13 protein-coding genes are annotated in these 25646 nt (G+C 43.9%); 9 read left to right on the forward strand and 4 right to left on the reverse strand.

All coding sequences use genetic code 11. From position 1 onward, the window contains the following. Window positions 1–355 precede the first annotated feature (355 nt). On the forward strand, window positions 356–754 hold the full coding sequence (locus W7W_RS0100010; RefSeq protein WP_010661831.1) for an RrF2 family transcriptional regulator: 399 nt from the start codon (window positions 356–358) through the stop codon (window positions 752–754). Here W7W_RS0100010 and W7W_RS0100015 read toward each other — a convergent pair. Then, complete coding sequence (locus W7W_RS0100015) at window positions 745–1461, reverse strand: 16S rRNA (uracil(1498)-N(3))-methyltransferase (RefSeq protein ID WP_010661832.1); 717 nt, start codon at window positions 1459–1461, stop codon at window positions 745–747. The genes W7W_RS0100010 and W7W_RS0100015 overlap by 10 nt on opposite strands. Window positions 1462–1466: 5 nt before the next feature. Beyond that, window positions 1467–3692, reverse strand: coding sequence for a PAS domain-containing protein (locus W7W_RS0100020; protein WP_238532121.1), 2226 nt, complete (start codon window positions 3690–3692; stop codon window positions 1467–1469). A 443-nt stretch (window positions 3693–4135) separates the two neighbouring features. Between W7W_RS0100020 and W7W_RS0100025 the strand changes: the two genes are divergently transcribed. The 7 genes from W7W_RS0100025 to W7W_RS0100055 all read left to right on the forward strand — a co-directional run bounded on the left by W7W_RS0100025 (window position 4136) and on the right by W7W_RS0100055 (window position 20305). Further along, complete coding sequence (locus W7W_RS0100025; RefSeq protein WP_010661834.1) at window positions 4136–5011, forward strand: ABC transporter ATP-binding protein; 876 nt, start codon at window positions 4136–4138, stop codon at window positions 5009–5011. Between the two features lie 3 nt (window positions 5012–5014). Beyond that, window positions 5015–8422 carry a golvesin C-terminal-like domain-containing protein gene (locus tag W7W_RS0100030; RefSeq protein WP_010661835.1) on the forward strand — a complete coding sequence of 1136 codons (3408 nt, stop codon included), beginning with the start codon at window positions 5015–5017 and terminating at the stop codon, window positions 8420–8422. A 416-nt stretch (window positions 8423–8838) separates the two neighbouring features. Beyond that, window positions 8839–10326 (forward strand): TolC family protein, encoded by a 1488-nt coding sequence (locus W7W_RS0100035; protein WP_010661836.1) that lies wholly within the window; start codon window positions 8839–8841, stop codon window positions 10324–10326. A 303-nt stretch (window positions 10327–10629) separates the two neighbouring features. Then, window positions 10630–11688, forward strand: a complete 1059-nt coding sequence (locus W7W_RS0100040; RefSeq protein WP_010661837.1) for an efflux RND transporter periplasmic adaptor subunit — start codon at window positions 10630–10632, stop codon at window positions 11686–11688. A gap of 93 nt (window positions 11689–11781) precedes the next feature. Next, complete coding sequence (locus W7W_RS0100045; RefSeq protein WP_029510165.1) at window positions 11782–14856, forward strand: efflux RND transporter permease subunit; 3075 nt, start codon at window positions 11782–11784, stop codon at window positions 14854–14856. Then, window positions 14853–19568, forward strand: a complete 4716-nt coding sequence (locus W7W_RS0100050; protein WP_010661839.1) for an efflux RND transporter permease subunit — start codon at window positions 14853–14855, stop codon at window positions 19566–19568. Before W7W_RS0100045 ends, W7W_RS0100050 begins: the two co-directional genes overlap by 4 nt. Window positions 19569–19579: 11 nt before the next feature. Next, window positions 19580–20305: a hypothetical protein gene (locus W7W_RS0100055; RefSeq protein WP_010661840.1), complete on the forward strand. Its 726-nt coding sequence runs from the start codon at window positions 19580–19582 to the stop codon at window positions 20303–20305. 681 nt (window positions 20306–20986) lie between these two features. Here W7W_RS0100055 and W7W_RS0100065 read toward each other — a convergent pair. After that, window positions 20987–22642, reverse strand: a complete 1656-nt coding sequence (locus W7W_RS0100065) for an AMP-binding protein (RefSeq protein WP_010661842.1) — start codon at window positions 22640–22642, stop codon at window positions 20987–20989. 423 nt (window positions 22643–23065) lie between these two features. Beyond that, complete coding sequence (locus W7W_RS0100070) at window positions 23066–23620, reverse strand: helix-turn-helix domain-containing protein (protein WP_010661843.1); 555 nt, start codon at window positions 23618–23620, stop codon at window positions 23066–23068. Window positions 23621–24133: 513 nt separating this feature from the next. Between W7W_RS0100070 and purB the strand changes: the two genes are divergently transcribed. Beyond that, window positions 24134–25489: an adenylosuccinate lyase gene (gene purB, locus W7W_RS0100075; protein ID WP_010661844.1), complete on the forward strand. Its 1356-nt coding sequence runs from the start codon at window positions 24134–24136 to the stop codon at window positions 25487–25489. Window positions 25490–25646: the final 157 nt, after the last annotated feature.

Consider the following 25646-nt stretch of genomic DNA (forward strand, 5'->3'; position numbering starts at 1 on the left):
GCCGTGCCGTCGGCAAGCCTTTGGCGACCGATGGGTGGCGCAAGCCGCCAAAAACGGAGTTTACCTGGGTAAATGAGTATTTTGGTGGCAAGCGTAACGACGCAAATGGTACTTTATAGACAAACACTAAATAATATACAACCCGTTTACAGACTTATCGTTCTGAAACGGGTTGTTTTCGTTTTTATTGTTATTTTTGTTCGAACAATGGTTCATTTTTCTCCCGGATAATTGTATAATACTAAATAATGAGTCTAATCGGAAAAGTAAGATTTTTGTTAACTTCAACATTTCAGGCAATGATGACGTTGGCGAAACCGGACTTTCCAGAGTGGGCCCTATAATAAGATGCAGGATGTCAAATATTGTTGCCTTAACCGAAGCAGCCTCCATAGGACTACATAGCATGGTTTTAATTGCCCGTTCCGATGAGGTATTGAATGTTTTGAAGATTTCAGAATTTATCGGAAGTTCTAAACATCACGTTGCCAAAATCATGCAGCGCTTGTCGAAGGCAGGCTTTGTTTCGTCGAACAGGGGGCCCTCCGGAGGATTTGTATTAAAGCGTTTGCCCGCAGAAATTACGTTACTCAATATTTTCGAAGCCATTGAAGGGCCGTTGTCCGTACAGACCTGTCCCATGGATCGTCCTGTTTGTCCTTTTGGGGAATGTCTTTTGGGGGACTTGTCTTTGCGTGTTTCAGGCGAAATCAGGGAGTATCTGGCTGGGAGAACACTTCAGGATTATTTATAGAGTTCTGGTATTTTTGCCAACATACAGGCTGCAATCCCTGCTGTTTCTGTGCGTAGCCGGTTTTTTCCCATTACTACCGGAATGAATCCGTTTTTTATGGCCATTTTTACCTCTTCCGGAGCGAAATCTCCTTCAGGGCCAATCAATATCAGGATGTCTTCCTTTGCTTTGTTTTTCTTCAATTCTGTGATTAATTCCTTACGTTCATCTTCCATGCAATGGGCAATGAATTTGTATTTCTCAGGATGAGGGGCATCCAGAAATTTTTTAATCTCTGTTAATTCGGCGATTGATGGTCGCCACAGGCGTAGACATTGCTTGGTGGCAGCAGTGATTACCCTGTCCAGCCGGGGAAGTTTTATTTGTCGGCGCTCTGATTGATGGCAAAGCAGGGGGGTGATCCTGTCAATACCCAGTTCGGTTGATTTTTCCAGAAACCACTCAAAACGATCAATGCTCTTGGTAGGGGCTATGGCAATGTGACAGGCCGGAGCATCCGGTTGCCCCGTTTCTTTTTGTTCAATCTTTACCCGGCAGGCCTTGGGCGATGCTTCGGTTATACTGCACAAAACTCTTGTTCCCCTGCCGTCAATTACATAAATCTGATCTCCGGCCTTGTGTCTCAGTACTTTTATACAGTGTTTGGATTCCTCTTCGTTTAAAACACCGCCATTGGTTAATATTTCGGGTTCGTAAAAAATTTGCATATTCTTTATTGATTGAATTCACACGGTAATGAGAAGTAGAACTCAGAACCTTTTCCGGGTTCTGAATCAAACCAAATATCTCCTTTCATAATGGTTATCAGGCTTTTTGTGATGGCAAGACCCAGACCTGTGCCACCGAATTTGCGTACCGGGCTTTCATCAATCTGCCTGAAACGCTCAAAAATAATGTTTTTGAATCTGGAGGCAATGCCCCGACCGGTATCTTTTACAAAGAAAACCAGTGTCTCTTTGTCCCTGATGAAATATCCTGCCTCTATGGTTCCTTCATCCGTAAATTTAATTGCGTTGGTAATCAGGTTGAGTAAGAGTTGATGAAGGCGATACTGGTCGGCACGGATCTGGAATACCTCTTTCGAGGAATCGGTAGTTAACAGGAACCGGATGTCTTTTTCTTCCTGATTTATTAAACTTTCTGCTATGTTTTGAATGTTTTGCAAGACCGTATGAAGATCAAATTTTTCTTCCTTGATCTTTAGTTGTCCGGATTCAATTTTGGAAATATCTATGATATCATTTATAATATTCAGCAGGTTCTCGCCACTATTTTTTATGACCCTCAGGTATTTATTTCGTTCATTCCTTTCGAGCAGGTCGTTAAGGATAAGGTCCGTAAATCCAAGGATGGCATTCATCGGGGTACGAATCTCGTGCGACATATTTGCCAGGAAGGCCGATTTTAACCGATCACTTTCTTCAGCTTTTTCTTTGGCTTCTCTAAGTTGGTTTTCAAATTCTTTTTGCGACTGAATTTCGTTGATGGTACCTACCATCCGAACTGGTTCCCTGGTAATATCTCTTTCAGTTATTTTTCCGTGAATGGAAAACCACACATATTGTTCATAGTTGTTGAGCAGCCGTGCTTCGCAACGAAAAACGGTTGTCAGGCCTTCCTTATGCATTTGAAAGGCTTCCGATACCTGCTGATGGTCGTCCGGATGAAAAAGGTTTCTGTAATTGGTGGTATTAAAATCCAGTTCGTTGGGGTTATTATATTTTAACAACCGGGCAAATCTGTGACTAAGAAAAACCTCTCCATTTACAAAATCAACATCCCAGAGTCCTTCATTGGCACCATCCAGTGCCAGTTCCAATCGACTTTCGCTAAAGGCCAGGTTAGCTTCGGCCTTTCTTTTTTGATTAATAACACGCAGTAATACGATAATGACGATGACCAGAAAACTTAGGATGGAGAGAATTATGATGATTTCCTGTTTAAATCGTTGGAAAGGGTTTTCCGGTTTGTTGAGCAATATGCCCGGAGGTACGAGCTTCATTAAGTTTAAACCGTTGCGATTGGCTTGTCGATAATCCAGCGCAAGAATTTCCTGAGGATCTGCTAACCAGGGTGTGCAGTAGGTCCCCTTCAGTGTCTCTTTCATGATGGTCGCAGCTTTGCGACCCTGATTTACACCTCTGATCACCACTCCGCCAACAATAAAGTCATTGAATAGAAAATCCCAGTTGCTGTAAACCGGTACTTTGCAGTTGTCGATAATCAAAGGGGCTTCTTCCAGCATTTCGCGGGGAAATCCGCCCCGGTTGATATACAGACTTAACAGGTAAATGGCTTTGTTGGGTGTGCAAATGGTTCGAAGCTCTGTACTAAGTTGCCAGGGAGTGTCAGCATGAAGAATTTGGTATTTCAGCCAGGGGTGGCGTTTGGCGGCTTCGGCAAATTGATTGGAGAAGATTTGTCCGGAGTGGGTGGAGTCAGAAACCACAATCAATTCTTCCAAATCTGGTTGCAGTACCTTGATGATGCTTAGGGTGCTGTCGATGTTTATTTTTTCATCTATTCCTCTAAAACGTGTTGTATCAGGACTATATTTGTGTATGTTGTTAATCCCGCAAAATGAAACAGGGACATCACCCCAAATCTCATTTCCGTATTTTAGAAAAAAATCAAGTGCATTATTGTCACTGATGATAACCCCGTCAATTCGGATGGAATCGTATTTTTTGGTGAAAAGGTTATTTAACCCTTGCAGGTATTCATCGCTTTGGAATCTTTTGGAATCCATGTATTCTACAAAAACCCGGTAGTTTTCTTCCGGTGGCAACTCTTCCAATACGCCTCTGGTGATGTCAGCAGTCCATTTAAAGGTCGCATGATAGGAATTTAGGAGTACAATGTCCTTAAATTCATTTTGTGCCGACGGTATTCCCATGGAAGCCAACCATAGCAGTATTGTGAGAATGATATTTTTCATGGCTCTTTTTGGGAACATACCGGATTTGTGTTTTTTGAACCTGAACTAAAAGTATATAAATTATTATTAGCTTGCAAGAACCTGAAAATGTATTTGATTAATATACTCTACCTTATATTGAACTCCATAATTTACTCTGTTTAACGGATTAGTATAGTCCGCTGCTATAAATTTAAGTTGTCAACTTAAAGCTGTATGTCTGAAAAATATTAGAGCGATGTGTGTTGAATTAGTGATTTTTCTCCTGTATTTTTAATGGGTTAAGATTTTGAGGTTATGCGAAGTCAATAAAACAGGGGGGATGTGTTCGGTATAGGACACCTGTTTGTATCATATCGAACACTTTTATGTCAAATAGTTTTGCTTTAATAATTTGATTTTGTTTAATTTGCTCTTTCTGGTTCGTTTATTGATTAAGCAAACCAGATACGAAAACCTGAGCTTTGGAACTACAAATAAAAAACCTTAACAAGATTTACGATAACGGGCATCAGGCCCTGAAAGACGTAAATCTGATTATTCAGGAAGGAATGTTTGGCCTTCTTGGTCCCAATGGTGCCGGCAAATCTACGCTTATGCGTATTTTAGTGACTCTTCAGGAACCGGGTGCAGGAGATGTGACCATTGATGGATATTCTCTTTCGCAGCATCGCAGGGAAATCAGACAGATGATAGGCTATCTGCCACAGGATTTTCGTTTTTTTCCAAAGTTGAAAGCGCGGGAATTTCTGGATTATGCTGCCTCACTGGCCGGTATCAGATCTAAAAAAGATCGGCGTATGGAGGTGGATCGCTTGTTGGAACAAGTGGGTTTGCTTGATGCACATGATCGGTATGCCAATAAACTGTCGGGAGGAATGAAAAGGCGTCTTGGAATAGCACAGGCACTTATTGGCAATCCACGACTTCTGATTGTAGATGAGCCCACCACCGGCCTGGATCCCGAGGAACGCATCAGGTTCAGGAATATTCTGAGTAACCTGAGTCAGCAGGGAGTAATAATTATTCTTTCCACACATATAGTAGCTGATATATCAAGTACTTGTCGCTCCATGGCACTTTTGGATAATGGTATGGTGAAATATCAGGGCCGTCCCGATGATTTTATTGCACAGTCCAGGGGATTGGTATGGCGTGCCGCTGTCGGTTTTGATGAACTCAAATCATTAAAAGAGCAATTTCCCGTAATTACTACCATACCGTCTGTTGAGGGGTATGAGGTCGAGTTGATTGCCCGGCAGAAACCGCTGCAAAATGCCGAAAATATAGATCCCGGACTGGAACATGCTTATGTTTGTTTTATGGAGAATAATGTTTAGACTATGAATTCCGACCTAAAAAATAACTCTAATCCTGCTTTCTCTGATGAATCGCTCCTTTCCAGATTTTCATCCTTCTTTTACTACATTTCAAAAGTGGGGCAGTATGAAGCCCGGATTTTGTGGAGGAGCTGGTTGTTTCGCATTTTCTCGCTGCTGATTTTGGCTATTCTCGTACTTTTCGATGTGTTTGGGGTATTGGGTATTGCAGAATCGGAAGCCTGGAGTGGCCGATACATGCGGGGCGGTGTGTTTTACATGGATTTTTATCTCTTTACAGTGGCCCAGGTGGTGATTGCCGCCTTTTTATCTGCCGATTTTCTGGGGCGTGAGCGTAAAATGGATACCACCGAAGTTTTTTATACACGCCCCATGTCAAATGTTCAATATGTATTGGGAAAGACCTGGGGTGCGCTGATGGTTTTTATGGGTTTGAATATGGTGGTGGCGCTGCTGGCAATGGTGGTAACACTCATTTCACCGGATGCCGTCTTTGTGTGGCAGGCAATATTTATTTATCCTTTCATTTTCTCCTTGCCATCGCTTGTTTTTATCCTTGGTTTTTCTTTTGTCTTGATGGTGTTGGTTCGAAATCAGGCGGTTACATTTGTGCTGGTTTTGGGGTTCGGAGGGATGGTGCTTTTTTATCTGGGAAATATGCATTGGGGAGTATGGGATTTTATCGGGTTTTTCATTCCCGGTTATTATTCCGGCTTTTCCGGACTTTCCAATACTGAATATTTATTGTTTCAGCGTGGCGGATATTTTCTTTTAGGCCTAATGGGGATTTTACTTACTGCATTTTGTCTGCCACGATTGCCCGGTACCAGACGTCGTTCAGGAACTCTCCTTTTATTTTGTGTGATTTTACTGAGTGGGGCAGCTTTTTTATTCTTCAACATTGTTTCAAAAGGAATTGACGGACAGCAACTCAGGGAAAGAATCAGACGTACAGACAAATTACTCCCGGCTTTACCTGCATATTCTGTTGATTCCTGTTATTTGCGTGTTCATCACAACGGAAATAACCTTGTGAGCGAAGCCCATCTGTTTATCAAAGAAAAGAGCACATCCGATACCTTGTTTCTGCATCTCAATCCCGGCTTTGATATAAGTTCTGTTACTCTGAACAATCAGCAGGTCCCTTTTACTTTTTCAGAAGGGATTATATCTGTAGCTACGTCCTTGATGTATGAGAAAGATGTTTCCGGATTCAGTTGTAGCGTTTTCTATACAGGACATCCTGATCAGGAGGCCATTTACCCGGAATTTGAAAAAGAGAGAGAGTCTTTGAGTCGCTTTGAACCCCTGATTGGCGGTAAAGAACATTATTTTATCCGGCCTGATTATGTTCTGCTGACACAAGAGTCAGGTTGGTATCCAAAAGTTGCCTGGCGCAATTTTCGACAACAACCTGATTTTACGAACTATGTTCTTGAGTTCTCCTCCGGTTATAATTTGGAGGTTATTTCGCAGGGGGCAGGAGTCGATTCCGGGAAAATAGTTCGTTATTCAGCAGGTAAGCCACTCAATGCTTTGACATTGATTGCGGGTTATTATAAAACAGATACTTTGTTGGTGGATGGAGTGGAATATTCGCTGTCTGTTCACCGCGACAATGATTTGTTTGAAAAAGCTTTCGGGGAGTTGAGAGATACAATACCTGCGATTATCAGAGACATGAAAGGTCAATATGAAAGAAGTTTAGGTCTTGAATATCCATTTCAGCGATTGAAGTTGATTGAAGTCCCGGTACATTTTTACACCTATTTGCAATCGTGGCGAACAGGAACTGATCATATTCAGCCGGAGATGGTTTTGATGCCTGAAAATGGTGGGGGACGTTGGTTCCTTGATGTGGAAAATACCCTGAATGATTTTAAAGAGGAAGCGGAGTCACAGGGAGAAGAGGTTGATGAGCAGGAAGTCCAGACAAAGACCATGATGACAATGGCCGGAAACCTGTTTTTGTATCCTCAATGGAGGGTTTTTTCGGGTTCTGAGGATGGAGGGCGTTTGATGACTGAGTGGAACCGCTTACAGATTTTTCCACTTTATTTCTATCATTCTTATCAGATTCGAGAGAAGGGGTGGCCGGTGTTTCAGATAATGATGGATGAAGCTCTCCGTGAGAAGGGACAAAAAGAGAAAAACGAAGGATGGCGTGCAGAGCGGGACCAGTATAAAGGACTGCTGGCATTGAGAGAAAGAAGCGTTTCTGAATGGATGGCACATGAGGATGCAGGTGATACAGTGGCCAGAATATTGAATTTGAAGGGGATTCATTTTTTTTCTGAGATATCTGCACAAAGCAAACAGGACAATTTTGTGAAAGTATTTCGACCTGCCCTGGCGCATTTTAGATTTCGGGCCGAAAGTCCTGACCAATGGTTTGAAATGGCCGGAGAAGAGGGCTTTTTAAAGAAGAAATACCAAACTGTGGTTTCCGGTGATGACCTTCCTGCCTTTCGTTTTGGTGATGTAAAAGCAGCTACTTTCCGGAACCAGGGGAAAAAACAGTTTCTGGTTTCCTTTGAAGTCTCCAATACAGGGAGTGCGGATGGTATTTTGAATACCGAAACAGCCTTTCTTGACCTCTCAGAAAGTCGGAATCATTCCTTTTCACAATGGAGGTATCAAAGTATGAAAGAGGAGGAAAACAACGATAAAGACTCTTATGTGGTGAAGGCTGGCGATCAGTTGCGCATAAAAATGGTATATGATAATCAGCCCCGTGAACTGAAAATTTTTACAGGTGTTTCCCGGAATATCCCTCCGGTTTTCGTTTTTCCTTTTGTCAATATTGGTGAGGATTTATATGAACTTCAGCCGCAGGAAGGAGTGGAAGTGGTTGAACTTAATGGCAATGTTCCGGGTGGAAGCCAAACTTTAGTGGTGGATAATGAGGATCCCGGATTTGAAATCAGCAGTCGCAATGAGATCAGAACTCTGAAGGACTGGTGGCTTTCACGTGAACTCAAAAAGGCTGATAATTATGAAATGTTTTATTACTGGCGGCCACAGGCTGTATGGACCAATACTCTGGCTCAGAATTATTATGGCGATTATTTACGTTCCGCTGTTCTGAAAGCTTCGGGCAATGGTAATGATAAAGCACGCTGGAAACTGAAATTACCGGAGGCAGGACGGTACGAAGTTCAGGTTTATATTCCCGAAGGAATGAATACCGGATGGAGGAGCAGGAATTCGAGAGGTCGTTTTTATTATGTGATTCATCATGCCAATGGGGAGGAAAAAGTGGAGACTCCACCGGTCCGTGACCGTAGTGGGTGGATTTCTCTGGGGAGGTTCTTTTTTAACCGGGAAGAGGCAGTCGTGGAGTTGTCGGATGAATCTGATTTTCCTTATGTGGTGGCTGATGCGGTAAAATGGATAAGAACAGACGGTTAGATTTTAAGATAAAATATATGAGAGGCAGAAGGCAGGAAGTTAGTTTATAGTCAAGTAGTGAGTAGTGGATGATTAGTGGTGAGTGGTGAGTGGTCAGTGGTGGGGATTTTAGTAATAGATATCTTGATTAAACGAGCAAGGCAAGAGTAGAGGTTGAAAAGACCCGTTATTGCGCGTACCTACCTCAAAAAAAAATGAGGAATAATGGGTCTATGACAGACTTGGCTCGTCCCCGTAGGGGGCAAACTTGAATAACCCCGGGTTATCGACCCGGGGTAGGTTGGGCAAAATGAGCCAGGTCCCCGAAAGGAGGCCAACTGTTAATTGTCTGATTTTTTGTTATAAAAATCTGTCATTGCGAACGTAGTGAAGCAATCTCAATTCTTAACCGAACATCAATGATAAATTATATACGAATGAACTTAATACTAAGGATTTTGAAGGTAACGCTGCTTTTTCTCATTTTATCTGTTTCTACAGGTAACGGAATGCAGGCTCAGCAGGTATTGACGCTTGAAAAAGCTTTGAGTTACGCCCGACAGGAGAGCCCGGATATTAAACGGGCCCGGCTAAATCTGGAACAAAGCAGAGAGAATCTCATTGCACGCCGGGCATCCCTGAAGTCAAGTTTCCGGTTAAACCTGACGCCCCTTGAGTACAGTCACAACCGGCAATACAACGATCCGCTGTCAGAGTGGTACACCACCGAAAATCTGAGCAGCTACGGAACTTTCAGTGTGCAGCAACCGATTACGCTCACAGATGGAGTACTCACATTGAGCAACAGTTTACGCTGGCAGGATTCCCAAAGCAACAGTTCATTTAGCGGGGATCCTTTCCGTGGATTCAGTAACAATCTGTCACTGCATCTGGATCAGCCTTTATTTACCTACAATCGCACCAAAATGGAGCTTAAAGAGTTGGAATATGCCCTTGAGAACTCCCAAATCAATTATGCTTTGCAGGAGCTGAATATGGAACGGACCGTTTCACAGGCATTTTATCAGGTCTATGAAGCTCAGGTGTCTGTCAATACAGCTCGTGAAGAGTTTGAAAACAGGACTCAGAGTGTGGAAATTATCCGAAATAAAGTGGATGCCGGACTGGTAGCACGGGAAGAACTTCTACAGGCCGAACTGGATTTGATGACCAGTAGCTCAGGATATCAAAACAGGCAGGTGGAGCTGGAGAATATTAAAGATCAGTTCAAGCAGATGCTGGGAATGCCACTGGACGAGGAAGTGCTTGTTTTGGCCGAAGTGAATGTGATGGCAGTGGATGTGAATCTGGAAAATGCCATGAAACGGGCTGTTGAAAACAGGTTGGAAATCAGACAACGAAAAATTGATATAGAAACGGGCCAGTTCGACATTATTCGCACCAATGCACAGAATGAATTTAAAGGAAATATTGGCGTTTCTGTAGGACTTTTTGGTGAAAATGAAGAACTGACAGGTGTGTTTGATCGTCCCACGGACAACCAGAACATCGGGTTCTCGCTGGAAATCCCTTTGTGGGACTGGGGAGAAAAGAAGGCCCGGATGAGGGCAGCGCAGGCGGCACAACAAATCAGAGAAATAAATATGAATGATGAGAAAATCAATATCTCATTAACCATCAGGCAAGTGCATCGGAGTTTGAAAAATTTGTTGACACAGATTGATATTGCTCAGAAAAATCTGGAAAATGCCAAACTGACCTATGAAATTAATCTGGAGAAATATAAAAATGGTGACCTTACCAGTATGGATCTGAACCTCTATCAGAATCAGCTGACTCAGAAAAAAACAGATTTGACAAGTGCCAGGATTAGTTATTTGCTGGAATTGTTGAATATGAAAATTCAGACACTCTATGATTTTGAACGTGGAGAGGGGATTGTGCCTGATTTATCGAAGTATTGATTGGTATCTGTCCATAAAGTACCACTTGCGGCGTTGTACTTGCCGCCAAAATACTCATTTACGCAAGTAAATTGCGCTTTTGGCGGCTTCGCAAGCCTTGCAATTGGCACTTTCTGACCAGACACATGACTAAAAACAGACTATGCTTAGTTTATAGACGGACTCTAGCCTGGTTTATTCATGAATAATTCAGGCTAATTGGCTTATTGCCATTTAATTACCAAATTTTAAACGAATAAAGCGAACATGTATAAGTTCTTGTATGCGAGTTCCATCTGACCTTAACAATTAAATTTTATACGGATGAAAAATATAATTGCTGCTTTAATTTTTGTTGGATTTCTTGCCGGCTGTGGCAATCAGAATCAACGATTCAATATGGATGTGGCTGTCGATGTTACAGTTCAGAATCTTACTCCCGGTACGGTCCGTGAAGTGGTAACCGTCACAGGTGATTTGTTACCTGCCGGTTCCGTTACATTGACCAATGAAATGGCAGGCGAGTATTATCTGCAAAAAAATCCGGCTACAGGTGCTCTTTTCAAAATGGGCGACCGGGTTAAGAAGGGAAGTGTTATTATCAGACTGGAGGATAAAGCCTATCGAAATAGTACTGATATTGAAGGAGAACGGCTTAACCTGGAAATATCAGAACAGGAATATGAGAAGCAAAAAGCCTTGTTTGAAAAAGGGGGGGTTACTCAACGGGAATTGGTAAATGCAGAGCGGAATCTTGTGAGTGCCCGGAAAACTTATGAGAATGCCCAAATTAACCTGGACAAGATGAGTATAGAATCGCCTATTGACGGGGTAATAACGTCTTTGCCTTATTATTCACAGGGTGTCAGAGTTCAACAGGGGGGCGAGATGGTCAGTATAATGAATTACGATCGTATGATTTTGAATGTTACCCTGCCTGCCGCTTCTTTCGGGAAGGTTAAAGCCGGGCAGACGGCGTTTATAACCAGTTATTCATCTGTTGAAGATACAGTAACGGGAAACATTTCTCAGCTTTCTCCTGCGTTGGATATTGCTACCCGCTCTTTTAAGGGGCGGATTGCGGTTCAAAACCGTGAAGATCTCCTGCGGCCGGGAATGTTTGTGAATGCAGGTATTGTGGTGGAGCAGAGCGACAGTACTTTGGCCGTGCCGCCCAATGTGGTTTTATCGCAGATGGGTGGAAAATTTGTATATGTGGTGGATGGTGAAACTGCCCGGAAGCGCATTGTGCAAACCGGGTTGGAAAACAAAGATCGTATTGAAATAGTGGATGGACTTGAAGCTGGTGAACAGGTAGTGGTGAAAGGTTTTGAAACCTTGCGTGACGGATCTAAGGTGAAGATTGAAGATGAGGTTAAGTGAATGGTTATTGGTTCGTAGCTCACAGCTCATCCCTCATAGCTTATAGGTCCCAATGGGAAGGGGTGTTAATTTGATATTTCTAATTAAAATATAATGAGAAGCTTACCTAGATTTTCCATAAAGAACCCTGTCACGGTATCGATGATTGTTTTAGCGGTGTTGTTGCTGGGATTTATCTCCTACTCCCGACTGGGAACCAATTTGATGCCGGAGATTGATAATCCGCGTTTGTTTGTGGAGATTGATGCCGGGGAACGTCCACCTGCAGAAATTGAAAAGCAATTGGTGGTTCCCATCGAGGCTCTCGTGGTGCGCCAAAAAGGGGTTGCCAATGTGGAGTCCGCAATTATGTCCGGGCGGGCACGATTGACTATTTCTTATTCCTGGGACAACGATATGGATCAGGCTTTTCTTGAATTGCAAAAGGTATTGTCGCCCTATTCTAACAGGGAAGATGTGGAAGAACTGAACATCTCCCGCTTCAATCCCAACGCCGATCCGGTGGTTCAGATTGCTCTGTATGATTCGCTGGGGCGTAATCTCAATCAGTTGCGATTGTTGGTGGAGAATGTTTTGCGTCCCGAATTGGTGCGCCTTGAAGGTGTGGCTGATGTGGCCATTGCGGGCGAGCGTGAATATGTAGTGGAGGTTCAGGCAAACAGCAATGCCCTGAGTGCTTTTGGAATTACACTTGAGCAGATTGCCGAACAGATCAATAATTTTAATCAAAATGTAAGCGGTGGTTACATTGAAGAGAAAGGCCAGCGCTATGTGGTTAGGGGAAGTAGTGCCATTTCCACAGCTGCTGATATTGAAACGCTGGTTATTAAAATGGCTGGGAACAACCGGGAGTCAGGAGATGCCGGTTCGCCGGTTTTGCTTAAAGATATTGCTGATATCAGATTACTGGAGGATCGCCCTACAAGCATGGTAAACATCAATGGGCGGGATTGTCTGGGTTTATACATCTACAAAGAAAACCGCTACAATACCGTTGAAATGACCGGTGCAGTTTTTGAAACACTGGATGAGTTTTCTGCCAATCATTTGGGGATCAAGATGGAGGTAATCGAAAATCAGGGGCGTTTTATTGAGGCTTCCGTAGCGGAAGTGAGTGAAAGTGCCTTGCTGGGAATTTTGTTTGCCGTGGTGGTATTGTTTCTGTTTCTCCGAAACTGGGGGGCAACATTGGTTGTGAGTATTGCCATTCCGTTATCGGTGGTGGCCACATTCGGGTTGATGTATTTCAACGATTTAACGCTTAATCTTATGACCCTTGGAGGGTTGGCGCTGGGAGCCGGCATGTTGGTTGATAATGCGATTATCGTGCTGGAGAATATTTATCGATTACATGAAAAAGGAAAGTCGTTGAAAGATGCAGCCATTGAAGGAGCAGGAAGTGTGGGAGGCGCTATTGTGGCTTCCACGCTTACGACGGTGGTTGTGTTTCTTCCTATTGTATATCTTCAGGGTGTGTCGGGCGAATTCTTCAAGGATCAGGCCTGGACAGTGGCCTTTAGCCTTTTTTGCTCACTGGGTGTGGCCCTGATGGTCGTTCCCTTGCTAAGCACCAAACTAATTGGGCGGAATCGCTCTGTGGCGACCTCAAAACCTTTAAAGTCGGGGTTTTATCATAAAATATTGGGAAAAGCGTTGGATCATAAGGGACTTGTGTTGATTGCTGCGCTTTTGCTGATGGCCGGTAGTTATGCTTTGCTGCCTTTTGTGGGTTCTTCTTTTCTGCCCGATGCTTCTTCTGATGAGCTGGAGATTGAAGTAACCCTTCCGGCCGGAACTCGTCTGGAATCAACAGGAGCCACTCTTTCATCAGTTTCCCGATCAATTCGTCAGATAATGCCGGAAGGTTCGCTTAAATGGATTTATGCTCATTCCGGTCCCGCCGTAACTGAATCGGGACAATCGTTTTCAAGAGGAGAAAACGAAGGTTTTCTGAAAGTTGCCTTTTCCAAAGTTTCCAAATCAGCTTCCGGAAATTTGGCTTCTGCATTGGACAGTTTGTTTGCCGGCGTCAACGGGTTGGAGTTGCACTACGGTCAGACAGAGCCGGCTTTGCAGTCACTTGCCGGTGACGATGAATCGCCTTTTGTGCTTGAGGTTCGCGGGCCGGATACCGATGTTTTAAAAGCAACGACATCCGGTATTGCCGGGAAGCTGAGAAATTCGCCGGATTTAATCAATGTTTTCACTTCATTTGAAGAGGAGGCCCCTGAAATAGATATTCGTATTGATCGTATGAAAGCCGGAATGCTTGGTTTGAATATTCAGAGCATTATATCGCAGGTGCAGGCATCTTTGCAAAAGCAGGATGCCGGGTCATTGGAAGAAAGTGGCAACCGCACTGAAATAAAAGTGTCGGGAAAGGAGCTAAGCATCAACGATCTGGCCACCCTGGAAATTGTGAACGGAGAAGAGGCCTACCACCTGAATGAACTTGCCCGGATAGAAGTTGGACATGAGCCGGGTGAAATTCTCCGTGACAATCAGAGCCGTGTTGGAAAAGTTTACGCAGGAGTGGTTCCGGGGAAACCTTTCGATAAGGTGGTTGAAAAGGTAGAAACACAGGTAGCAGATATGGCGATACCTCCGGGATATCGTGTGCTGGTTACCGGGGATGAGCAACGGAGAAAAGAGTCTTTTTCACAGCTCCTGTTTGCCCTCATGCTCTCTGTGGTGTTGGTTTATATGGTGATGGCTGCTCAGTTCGAATCATTGATTCATCCGTTTACGATCCTACTAACTATTCCACTGGCCGGGGTGGGAACAATTCTGACTTTCTGGTTGCTTGGAATCACCTTTAACATCATGGCTTTTATTGGCGTTGTGATGCTGGGGGGAATTGCGGTCAACGATTCCATTATTCTGGTGGATGCCATTAATCAATACAAAAGTCAGGGTGGCCAGTTGCGGGAAGCTGTGTTGAAAGCGGCGCGTGATCGTTTACGTCCCATTCTGATGACTTCGCTTACCACGATGCTTGCTCTTTTCCCGTTGGCATTGTCGATAGGACGCAGTGCTTCTTTGCGTTCACCACTGGCCATTGCTGTTATTGCTGGATTATTTACCTCCACCTTGCTGACTTTGGTGGTTATTCCCTGTGTTTATGAACTGTTCGACAGAAGCGGACGCAAACAAAAGAGTGCCTTATGAAGCAACTGATCAATAGGAAAGTTCTTGTAAGCATGTTCTTTGTGGCGCTTACCATGCTGGGAGTCATTAGTTACCGGTCTTTGTCGGTGGAATTAATTCCGGCCATGGAGCTTCCGGTTCTTTTTATTCGTGTGATGGCACCTGTGGAGCGCGATCTTCAGTATGTGGAGCGCGAAGCTGTTATTCCATTGGAGGGAGCTGCAGGACGTTTGGATAAAGTGGAGAAGATTGAATCACGGGTTATGCCAGATGGAGGCATGGTCTCTGTTTACTTTGCACAGCAGGCCGATATGCGTTATGCTTATCTGAAGCTTACGGAACAGGTGGATGCAGTGAGAAGTCGCTTACCTGAAGGTTTTATGGCCGAAGTGGTCAGGGTGGATATGGAGCAGATTAATACTGAATTTATGCAGATTCAGGTGATGGGAGAGGGTGGCTCTGACCGTATTCGTACTTTGCTGGAACAGGAAGTAAACGATCGGTTTATGGCCGTGGACGGAATTGCTTCGGTGCAGGTATTTGGGGGTCGGGAGAAAACAGTCACTGTGACAGTAAATCGTGATGAACTGGAAAGTTACGGATTGACGATGAGTGATATCCGGCAGCAAATAAGGTCCGGTCAGCAATCCAAAACATTTGTGGGAGAGGTGCATCAACATGGAACCCGTTTTTTTGTTAATGCGGGTGCAGAATATTTGTCCGCTTCCGATATCGGACAAATAGTCATCAGTGAGGAAGGTCCTCTGTTGCTTTCTGATATTGCTGTTATCAGTTACGGATTGCGTGAACCTGATTCTTTCAGTCGGATAAACGGAAAGGATGTGGTAACCATCTCGCTTGTCAGAGAGTCACAGGTTAACCTTATTGAATTGTCCGATAAAGTGAAAGATGAATTGGCCTCCATCAATGAAGATTTTTCTCCCCGCGGGTTAACCATGGAAATTCAGTCAAATTCAGCCGAAGAAATTGAGAAAAACATCGACCAAATCATTCAACTGGCTATTATCGGGGGATTACTGGCCATATTCATATTATGGATATTCCTTGAAAATTTGCCACTGGTGATGGTGGTAATGGTTGCTATGCCAGTGTCGGTATTCGGAGCCTTTAATTTTTTCTATGCTGCGGATATCACCATTAATATGTTGACACTTATAGGTCTGGCGCTTGCAATGGGAATGCTGATTGACAACGGCGTGGTGGTGATGGAGAATATTTACCGGATGACCTCCCGTGGAGGAAAAACTGAGGATATGGTAGTAAGGGGCACCACTCAGATTTGGCGTTCGGTTACAGCGGCCACTTTAACTACCATTGTGGTATTTCTTCCTTTTGTTTTTGCAACCAATCAGGTGCTTAGCGAGGTGGCCCGTCATGTAAGTGTATCTATTGTTTCCACGCTGTTGGTATCTCTGCTGGTGGCCCTTGTGCTTATCCCAACCATTGTCAATGCCATTCTGAAACGTCAGGGGGGGCAGTCGTGGCGACTCTCCCGGCTGCCGTTGCACAATCATTTTGTTCAAATTTACATTCAGCTCCTGAAAGGGGGGTTACGTCACCCTGCCCTCTTGGTAATGGGAGGCCTGGGGGTGTTCTTTCTGGTCGCTTTTCTGAGTTTTGCTTACAGTATTGCAGGAAATAAACCTGTAGAAAAGAGCAGCGTTGAAGTCAATGTTAACATGAATGAAGGTTCAACTTTGGAAAAGTCTGATGAACTGATACGTACCATGGAAGAACGTCTTGTTCTATTGGATCTGCCTGCCAATGTTATCAGTAAAATATATACCGACAGGGCGGTGATCACTGTCGAAGTGGATAAGGATTCCATGGAATACCAAAATCTTTCTTTTCAGGAAATCAAATCAAAAGTAGAGAATGAGTTGTGGCGGGAGTGGCCCGGAGCTTCGGTGAGTTTCGATACCGGACGAGAAAGTGGTGGCGGTGGTGCCGGAATGGGAGGCGGAGCCCTGTCTATGCTTGGTCTTGCAGATGAACAACGACAGGTGATGGTCCGGGGTGAGAGTTTTAATGATATGGTGCTTGCAGCCAATGACCTGGTGGATCTGATGAAAGAAAACCTGACCAGTTTGGATGGTGTATGGGTAGAGGGAAGTTGGCAACGTCCGGAAGTAATGCTCGATCTGGATCCTTACTGGATGGGCATTAATGGGGTACAGCCTGCCCAGGTGGTTGCCCAGCTAACCACTTTGTCTCCTCAAACAGAATCAGGAGGTACTTTTAAGGCCGATAATCAGGAGTATGACATCATGTTGGCGTTTGATCAGGCACAGGAAGATTCGTTGGCAGTAAGTAAAGCTGCTGATATGAAAACGCTGGGGGATACTCAAATAAGGACGTCAGGTGGGGAGCAGGCCAAATTGAAGTCGTTTGCAGGTATTGCGCTGCAAAACAGTGAGTCGCAGTATCACCGGGTAAATCAGGAAAAACAGATTGTGGTTCGGTTTAATCTCAAAAAGGAGGTGGAAGGATCCCGCGAACTGGAGGAGACTGCTTTAAAAGAGATTGAGGAGTTGTTACTGGCATCAGGACTTCCGGAGGGGGTTACCGCTACCCTGCAGCGTGATGAATCTACCAAAGAATATTATTTCCTGGCTGGGATGGCTATTTTGCTGATATTTATGATTCTGGCTTCGGTGTTTGAGTCTTTTTCAGCACCTGTGGTGATGTTGTTTACCATTCCTCTGGCGGCAGTAGGATCTATGTTGGCACTACTGTTTACAGGCAATTCATTACTCAATTTTAATACGTTTATCGGGTTTTTAATTTTATTGGGAGTGGTGGTCAACAATGGCATAATACTCATTGATTATGCGATGCAGCTTCGTCGTTCTGGGGCGTCTGTTGTCCGGTCATACATGGAGGCGGGTATGGCCCGTTTACGTCCCATTCTGATTACCGCTACAACGACTATTGTGGCCATGCTGCCTTTGAGTTTGGGGGAAGGTGAATATGTTGGTGCATTGGGAGCACCTTTTGCCATAACAGTAATCGGAGGCTTGGTTTTCAGTTCAATACTTACTCTGGTTTTTGTTCCTGCATTTGGATTGGGTCTTGAAAAGGCTCTAGGCTGGATTCGGTCACTTAAAAAGTCTATAAGAGTTGCATTAATTGTGGTTTGGGTTATGTTGTTTGTATGGATTTGGTGGGGGAGCGACATGTCAGTGCTCTGGCAGATGGTGACCACCGTACTGACAATAGCCGGAGTTCCGTGGATTATTTGGTTTGCTCAGAATAGTCTGAAACGCGCCAACAGCAAATTGATTGAAGATGATGCCACCATCCGCATAAATGTCAGAAATATTGTGAAGGTTTACGGGCGGCCAAACCGTTTTCGCCGGGAGTGGAGTCAACGGGCCAGTCTTAGAGAAAGGTTGCAGGAGTTTCCCCTTGATGCCTCAGATTTGCGCGCCGGACTTATCTGGCAGATTCCGTTACTGGTTTTTCTCAGTTGGTTTTCGCTAATCTATCTTGACAATGGTTTCTGGCAGTTGTTTTTCTGGATTATCAACTACTTTGTGATTGCAGGGTATTTTGAAGTTTTGCATCAGCGATGGTTCAAGCTTGGTCTTTCTGCTACGAATATTATCAATCGGCGCAGGTTTTTGAAGATGATCCGGTGGACATGGCGGATTGGTTATCCATTGGTTTTATTGTTTCTGATGTTGCAGAACTGGAAGAATAAAGGAGGTGCAGTAACCATCATCGTGCTTTGGGTAATTGTGGGGTCCGTACTCCTGGTAAGTAAAAAAACCCGAGCAGGAAGATTGAAACCTGAAATGATTCACGGGTGGTTTAAGGGAATCAGGCGTCGCTTTGTGAAATGGGTGACATTGCTTCCGTTTGCAAAAGAATCCAAAGAGCCGTTTAAGGCTGTAAAAGGTGTTTCTCTGGAGTTGTCAAGTGGAATGATTGGACTCTTGGGCCCTAACGGTGCCGGAAAAACAACCATTATGCGCACGCTTTGCGGAATCCTGGATCAGAGTTATGGGAAAATATTTATCAATGGTTTTGATACTGCGGAATACAGAGAAGAACTACAAGGCCTCATTGGTTATCTTCCTCAGGAATTTGGGACGTATGAGAATATGACCGCCCTGGAGTTTCTGAACTATCAGGCAATTTTGAAAAATATTGTGGACAAAAAAGTTCGCGATGAAAGGGTTCGCTATGTTTTGGAATCGGTGCATATGTGGGAGCGTCGTAAAAGTAAAATTGGAGCCTATTCGGGAGGGATGAAACAGCGAATTGGGATTGCTATGATATTGTTGCATTTACCCAGGATTCTGGTGGTTGATGAACCCACCGCCGGACTTGACCCGCGTGAGCGCATCCGTTTCCGTAATCTGCTGGTAGAGCTGAGCCGTGAAAGGGTTGTGGTTTTTTCTACTCATATCATCGAAGACATCTCCAGTTCATGTAATATGGTGGCTGTTATGTCGAAAGGGGCATTACGCTACTGGGGAGAACCACGCGATATGGTGACCATAGCTAATGGTAAAGTCTGGCAGGTGGAAGTGGCCCCCCATGAAGTGGAAGAAATGACTCGTAGATTTACGGTAATTCATCATATGAATCAGGGGACGAATGTACGGTTACGTTGCCTTGCTTCCGAAAAACCTGATGAGCGGGCAGTGGAAGTAACTGCTGTTTTAGAGGATTCCTATTTGTGGTTGTTGAATAAAGGGAACTAAAAAGGAAAAGCATGGAAAAACAAAAATCAGTTCAACTGTCAATCATAACTGAATTGATCCGGTATAATATTAAGGTGATTTTCGGGAATAAATTTGTCTATTTTCTGGGTGGAAGTTTTATATTTTTTCTTTTGATTACCGGTATCAGCTTGTTTTCACCTTCCATCCCGGATGTCGCTTCAATCTACCATCAATTGTTGTTCCCGGCGTTGTTGCTTATCTTTTTCCCAACAGTTTACGGCATTCAGAATGATGAAGATGCAAGAATTCTGGAAATATTGTTCAGTATTCCCAACTATCGCTTCAAGGTTTGGATGGTTAGGATTTTAATTATTCTAATGATGGTATGGTCAGTGATTCTGTTTCTATCGTTTCTGGACAATTTTATTTTGCTTCGTCACAATATATTGCTGCTGTCTCTACAATTGATGGTACCCGTGACTTTTTTCGGGACTGTTGGCTTTCTTTTCTCTACAATTATTCGCAACGGGCATGGTGCTGCTGTAGTGGTTATTATTCTTGCGATTATTGCCTGGTTTTTGGAAATAATATCTGGTGAATTGTCAATAACTACCTGGAGTGTATTTTTTAATCCCTTTGATATGCCTTCAGATACCAGCTCTGTGGTATGGGAGCTGGCTGTCGTTCGCAATCGTACCTTTTTATTGGTGGTTTCGGCGGTTTCTGTACTTTGGGGCTTGTTGAACCTTCAGCAACGTGAGAAATTTATGAGATAGATGTTAGAGAATAGAGAATAGAGAATAGAAGTTAGAAGGCAGAAGGCAGAAGGCAGAAGGCAGAAGTGTTGAGGAGTTAGTTTTGACTAAGAGCCAAGAGCTAAAGGATTGAGGTTGACATGTTATTGTTCGATTTTTCCTTTTCGTGGTGGACCAGCCCCGGCGGGGCGACAGTTTGATAGCAATGACTCTAATCCGGGGTATTTAGGAGACTGGGGGTATGAGGGATACCTCAAAACCCAGAGCGTTGCCCTGGGCTATTGCTCTCAGGGTTTCAGCCTGTTTACATTTTACCTGTCTTATGTATATGGCAGGTTATTTAAGCCGTTTTTGAAAGAGCAATTTTGAATTAAAAAAGGGATGATTTTTACCTTTGGCGAAAATCATCCCTTTTTTTTATAGTTCTCTGGTTGAGGTAATCAAATAAATCTATTCAGGTTTATTTAGTGTCTGTCCATAAAGTACCACTTGCTGCATTACGCTTGCCCCCAAAATACTCATCCCGATTGTGCTTTTTGTTGGTTTTTTGTTCAAAAAACCTTACAAAAGCTACTTCGGGACTGTGGTTTAGGTTTTTCACACGCCCCCGAAAAAAAAATTGGGGCAGGCTTTGCAACTGGCACTTTCGGACCAAACACATGACCTTTTACAAACTTTCCCGACTTTATAGACAGGCACTATTTATTGTTTCTCTTCTCCGCGAATTTCCACTCTGCGAATTTTGCCACTGATGGTTTTAGGCAGCTCTTTCACAAATTCAACGATGCGGGGATATTTATAGGGGGCAGTGGTTTTCTTCACATGTTCCTGAATATCTTTTGCAAGTTCGTCGGAGGCAGCAAATCCATTTGCCAGAACAATGGTAGCCTTTACTACCTGACCACGGATCTCGTCGGGAGCCCCGGTCACTGCACACTCCACTACAGCGGGATGCGTCATCAGCACACTCTCCACCTCAAAAGGCCCTATACGGTAACCTGAACTTTTGATAACATCGTCGGCTCGTCCCACAAACCAGTAAAAACCGTCTTCATCGCGCCAGGCAATATCTCCGGTGTAATAAATTCCGTCCTGCAAAACTTCGCGGGTGCGTTCCTCATCACGATAATAGCCTTTAAAGAGACCGATAGGATACTCCTCCCCGATGCGGATCACAATCTGCCCTTCCTCTCCGTCCTCGCATGATGTACCATCGGGCTTCAGCAGGTCGATGTTGTATTGGGGCGTGGGAATGCCCATGGAGCCAGGTTTGGGCTCCATCCAGGGGAAAGTAGCCAGCTGAACAGCTGTCTCTGTCTGGCCAAAAGCCTCCATCAGTTTGATGCCAGTCAGTTCTCGGAAAGTGTCAAAAACCTTTGGGTTTAGTGCTTCTCCTGCTGTGGTGCAGTATTCCAGGGCTGACAGGTCATAATTCGAAAAGTCTTCCCTGATCAGGAAACGGAAGATGGTTGGAGGTGCACAAAAGGAGGTAACTTTATATTTGGATATTACTTCCAGCATATCAGCAGGAGTAAATTTTTGGTGATCATAAACAAAAACGCTGCATCCTGCCATCATCTGTCCGTAGAGTTTTCCCCATACAGCTTTGGCCCAGCCGGTGTCTGCCACAGTGAGGTGACGTCCGTCCTCCTTCACATTGTGCCAGAAAGAGGCTGTGATGATGTGTGCCAGAGGATAAGTGTAATCGTGGGCCACCATTTTGGGGTTGCCGGTGGTTCCCGATGTGAAATAGAGAAACAACAGATCGTCATTCTGCGACGGAATATCCGGCTTCTGGAAAGGAGCCGCAGTGGCTACTTCTTTTTGAAAGTTTTCCCAGTTTTCAGGGTAATCAGGACCCACCGAGATTAATTTATCAACCGTGGGGCAATCAGGCAGCGCTTTTTCCACATGATTGATGACATTTTCTTCTCCTACGCACACCAGTGCTTTAATGTCTGCTGCATTACAACGGTAAATAATGTCTTTTTCGGTGAGCAGGTGCGTGGCTGGTATGGCCGTAGCACCAATTTTGTGCAAAGCCAGGGTGGCAAACCAGAACTCGTAGCGTCGTTTCAGAATCAGCATTACTTTGTCACCACGGCCTATTCCGGAAGCCCGAAACCAGGAGGCTGTTTCGTCCGATCTTTCTTTCAGCTCACGATAGGTGAAGTTGCGATGAGCACCTTCGTCGTTTACCCAAACCAATGCAACTTTATCAGGCTCCAGTCGCGCGTATTCGTCCACCACATCGTAGGCAAAGTTGAAATTGTCGGGGATCTTTATCTTAAAATTGTTTTGAAAGTCAGCAAGTGACTTAAATTCAGGTTGTTCTAGGTATTTTTTAAATAACTGCATGATTGTTTTTTATGAAATATCGGTAATTAGTGTTTGTCTATAAAGTCCAACTTCTGCGTTGTTGCTCAAAATCTAAATCCTCATCCCGATTGTGTTTTTTGTTGGTTTTTTGTTCAAAAAACCTAACAAAAGCTACTTCGGGACTGTGGTTTAGGTTTTTCACACGCCCCCGAAGAAAAATCGGGGCAGGCTTTGCAATTTGAACGTTCTATCTCAAACACGTGAAAAACGCTTAGTTTATGGACAGACTCTATTTAGCCTGTCTAAAAAAATTCGGGAAAATATTTTTCAAGTACTGTGTCTGTTCAGAAGGTTCCGTTTACAAGGCTTGCCATTCACGGAAATGCGAAGTTTACCTTAGTAAATGAGTAGTTTCCGTGAATGGTATAACGCAGTAAACGGTACTTTATGGACAGGCACTATTTACAAAATGATTGCCAGAAATTCGCAAGGCTCGTTGTTTGTCGCTTTCATGCCGTGGGGCAGCCTGGCATCAAAATAAATGCTGTCCCCTTCGTTGAGCAACATCTCCTTATTGTTCAGGTTCAGTTTCAGACTGCCTTTCAGAATTAAATTGAATTCCTGCCCCGGATGACTGTTGAACTCGATTGCTGCATCGTCTGATTTAGGATCTACGGTGACAATGAAGGGATCGGCTTTCCGGTTGATGAAATTTGCAGCCAGCGCCTGGTAGTTGTATACTTTTCTACGCTCCACCGAGACCCCTTTCCCTTTACGGGTAAGCGTGTAATAGTGCATTCGAGGTTCAGAGCCGCTCAGAAATGAGGTAACATCCACCCTGAATTTTTTGGCCAGCAAATGCATAATTCCAACAGGGATGTCAACTTTTCCTGATTCAATTTCGGAATACTCTGCGGTAGTTATTCCGCAGCTATCAGCTGCTTCCTCTTTTGAGATGTTCAGAATTTCCCGTAGATCTTTAATGCGGGTTGCTACCTGCTTTATTTGTTCTTCCATCTTATTGTGTTTTATGTCTGATTTTTTATCGGGACAACTTTGTTCTGTTTAATTCAGAACGAAAATTCATCAATAGAGTCTTTCCATAAAGTACCATTTGCGTCGTTACGCTTGCCGCCAAGATACTCATTTACCAAAGTAAACTCCGCTTTTGGCGGCTTGCGCCACCCATCGGTCGCCAAAGGCTTGCCGACGGCACGGCGCTAAAGCTTTAGGCGGCACGCGGTCGCAAGCCTTGCAACAGACATTTTATGACCAGACACATGACTAAAAATAAACTTTACTTAGTTTATGGATAGGCTCTAAATAGATCAGGCTAACTGAAAAGTCAAAAATAAGGAATCCATGGGAGGAATGACAAAAAATGGTTGGTTTTTTAGGTATTGAAACAATACGTCCCGGATTAAAATTCTTAACTTCATTTATTCTTTAAGACATTTGAGCAATTACTTATGGCCATTGTTCCTCGAAAACTACTACCTTTGTGGCTGCAAAATCAAAACCTGAAGAACCATGACAGATCTGCACCTGTTGACAGCTATTTCGCCCATCGACGGGCGCTACCGTACCAAAGTGGACGGACTTGCCCTTTATTTTTCAGAATATGCCCTTATCCGTTACCGGGTGATGGTGGAAGTGGAATATTTTATTGCGCTTTGTGAAGAACCCATTGAGCAGTTAAAGAATTTTGATCAAAGTAAATTCGATGCTTTACGGGATATCTACCGCAATTTTCAGCTGGAGGATGCTGAGCGGATCAAAGACATTGAATCGGTTACCAATCACGATGTCAAGGCAGTGGAATATTACCTGAAAGAGCAGTTTGATGGTTTGGGACTGGAAAAATCCAAGGAGTTTATTCATTTCGGACTGACTTCTCAGGATATTAACAACACTGCTGTTCCTGCTTCATTGCGTGATGCGGTAAACGAAGTTTATTACCCGTTTTTGGAGGAGTTGATTGCTCAGTTGGAAAAAATGTCTAACGAGTGGAAGGAGATTACCATGTTGGCCAGAACGCACGGGCAACCGGCATCGCCGACTCGCCTTGGGAAAGAGATCCGGGTCTTTGTGGAGCGACTGAAAATTCAGCTTCAGTTGTTGAAAGATATTCCTTGTCCTGCCAAATTCGGAGGAGCCACAGGAAACTTTAACGCGCATAAAGCAGCCTACCCTGAAATTGACTGGGTATCCTTTGGAAACCGGTTTGTAGGTGATAAGTTGAAGCTGGAAAGAGAGCAGCTTACCACTCAGATTTCCAACTACGATAATCTCTCCGCAATATTTGACAATCTGAAGCGCATCAATGTTATTCTGATTGATCTGGCCCGTGATTTCTGGACTTACATCATGATGGAATACTTTAAGCAGAAGATCAAAAAGGGAGAAGTAGGTTCCAGTGCGATGCCACACAAAGTGAATCCTATTGATTTCGAGAATGCGGAAGGTAACCTGGGAATTGCCAATGCTCTGTTTGAACATTTGTCGGCCAAACTGCCTGTGTCGCGTTTGCAGCGCGATCTGACCGATAGCACCGTATTACGGAATATTGGTGTACCTCTTGCACATTCTGTGTTGTCCATTCAGTCGTTGCAAAAAGGTCTTGGGAAATTGCTAATCAACCAGGGTGCCATCGATAAAGATCTGGATAACAACTGGGCAGTTGTGGCTGAGGCTATGCAAACCATCTTGCGCAGAGAAGGGTTTGCCAATCCTTATGAAACACTTAAAGATCTTACCCGCACAAATGATGTGATCAATGGTGAGTCTATTGCCAGATTTATTGATACGTTGGATGTGCGTGATGAGGTAAAAGAAGAGTTGAAACATTTTACTCCGAAGAATTACACCGGAGTTGATTTATATTAATTGGTTTACAGAAGGGGAGCCGTCCCAAATGTCATGGGTTTCTTGATTTTGTTATTCTGAACGAAGTGATGAATCTCATTATTCAAAACCAGCAAGGCTCGAAAATACACTGTGCAAAAAGTATAGTTGCATTTTAGACAACTCCTTTTTAAATAAA

The sequence above is a fragment of the Marinilabilia salmonicolor JCM 21150 genome (assembly GCF_000259075.1).
Lineage (GTDB): Bacteria > Bacteroidota > Bacteroidia > Bacteroidales > Marinilabiliaceae > Marinilabilia > Marinilabilia salmonicolor.

Excerpts from the sequence above, each read along its gene's own strand:
- W7W_RS0100010 (WP_010661831.1), top strand. The coding sequence starts at position 356 with ATGTCAAATATTGTTGCCTTAACCGAAGCAGCCTCCATAGGACTACAT.
- W7W_RS0100015 (WP_010661832.1), bottom strand. The coding sequence starts at position 1,461 with ATGCAAATTTTTTACGAACCCGAAATATTAACCAATGGCGGTGTTTTA.
- W7W_RS0100020 (WP_238532121.1), bottom strand. The coding sequence starts at position 3,692 with ATGAAAAATATCATTCTCACAATACTGCTATGGTTGGCTTCCATGGGA.
- W7W_RS0100030 (WP_010661835.1), top strand. The coding sequence starts at position 5,015 with ATGAATTCCGACCTAAAAAATAACTCTAATCCTGCTTTCTCTGATGAA.
- W7W_RS0100035 (WP_010661836.1), top strand. The coding sequence starts at position 8,839 with ATGAACTTAATACTAAGGATTTTGAAGGTAACGCTGCTTTTTCTCATT.
- W7W_RS0100040 (WP_010661837.1), top strand. The coding sequence starts at position 10,630 with ATGAAAAATATAATTGCTGCTTTAATTTTTGTTGGATTTCTTGCCGGC.
- W7W_RS0100045 (WP_029510165.1), top strand. The coding sequence starts at position 11,782 with ATGAGAAGCTTACCTAGATTTTCCATAAAGAACCCTGTCACGGTATCG.
- W7W_RS0100050 (WP_010661839.1), top strand. The coding sequence starts at position 14,853 with ATGAAGCAACTGATCAATAGGAAAGTTCTTGTAAGCATGTTCTTTGTG.
- W7W_RS0100055 (WP_010661840.1), top strand. The coding sequence starts at position 19,580 with ATGGAAAAACAAAAATCAGTTCAACTGTCAATCATAACTGAATTGATC.
- W7W_RS0100065 (WP_010661842.1), bottom strand. The coding sequence starts at position 22,642 with ATGCAGTTATTTAAAAAATACCTAGAACAACCTGAATTTAAGTCACTT.
- W7W_RS0100070 (WP_010661843.1), bottom strand. The coding sequence starts at position 23,620 with ATGGAAGAACAAATAAAGCAGGTAGCAACCCGCATTAAAGATCTACGG.
- purB (WP_010661844.1), top strand. The coding sequence starts at position 24,134 with ATGACAGATCTGCACCTGTTGACAGCTATTTCGCCCATCGACGGGCGC.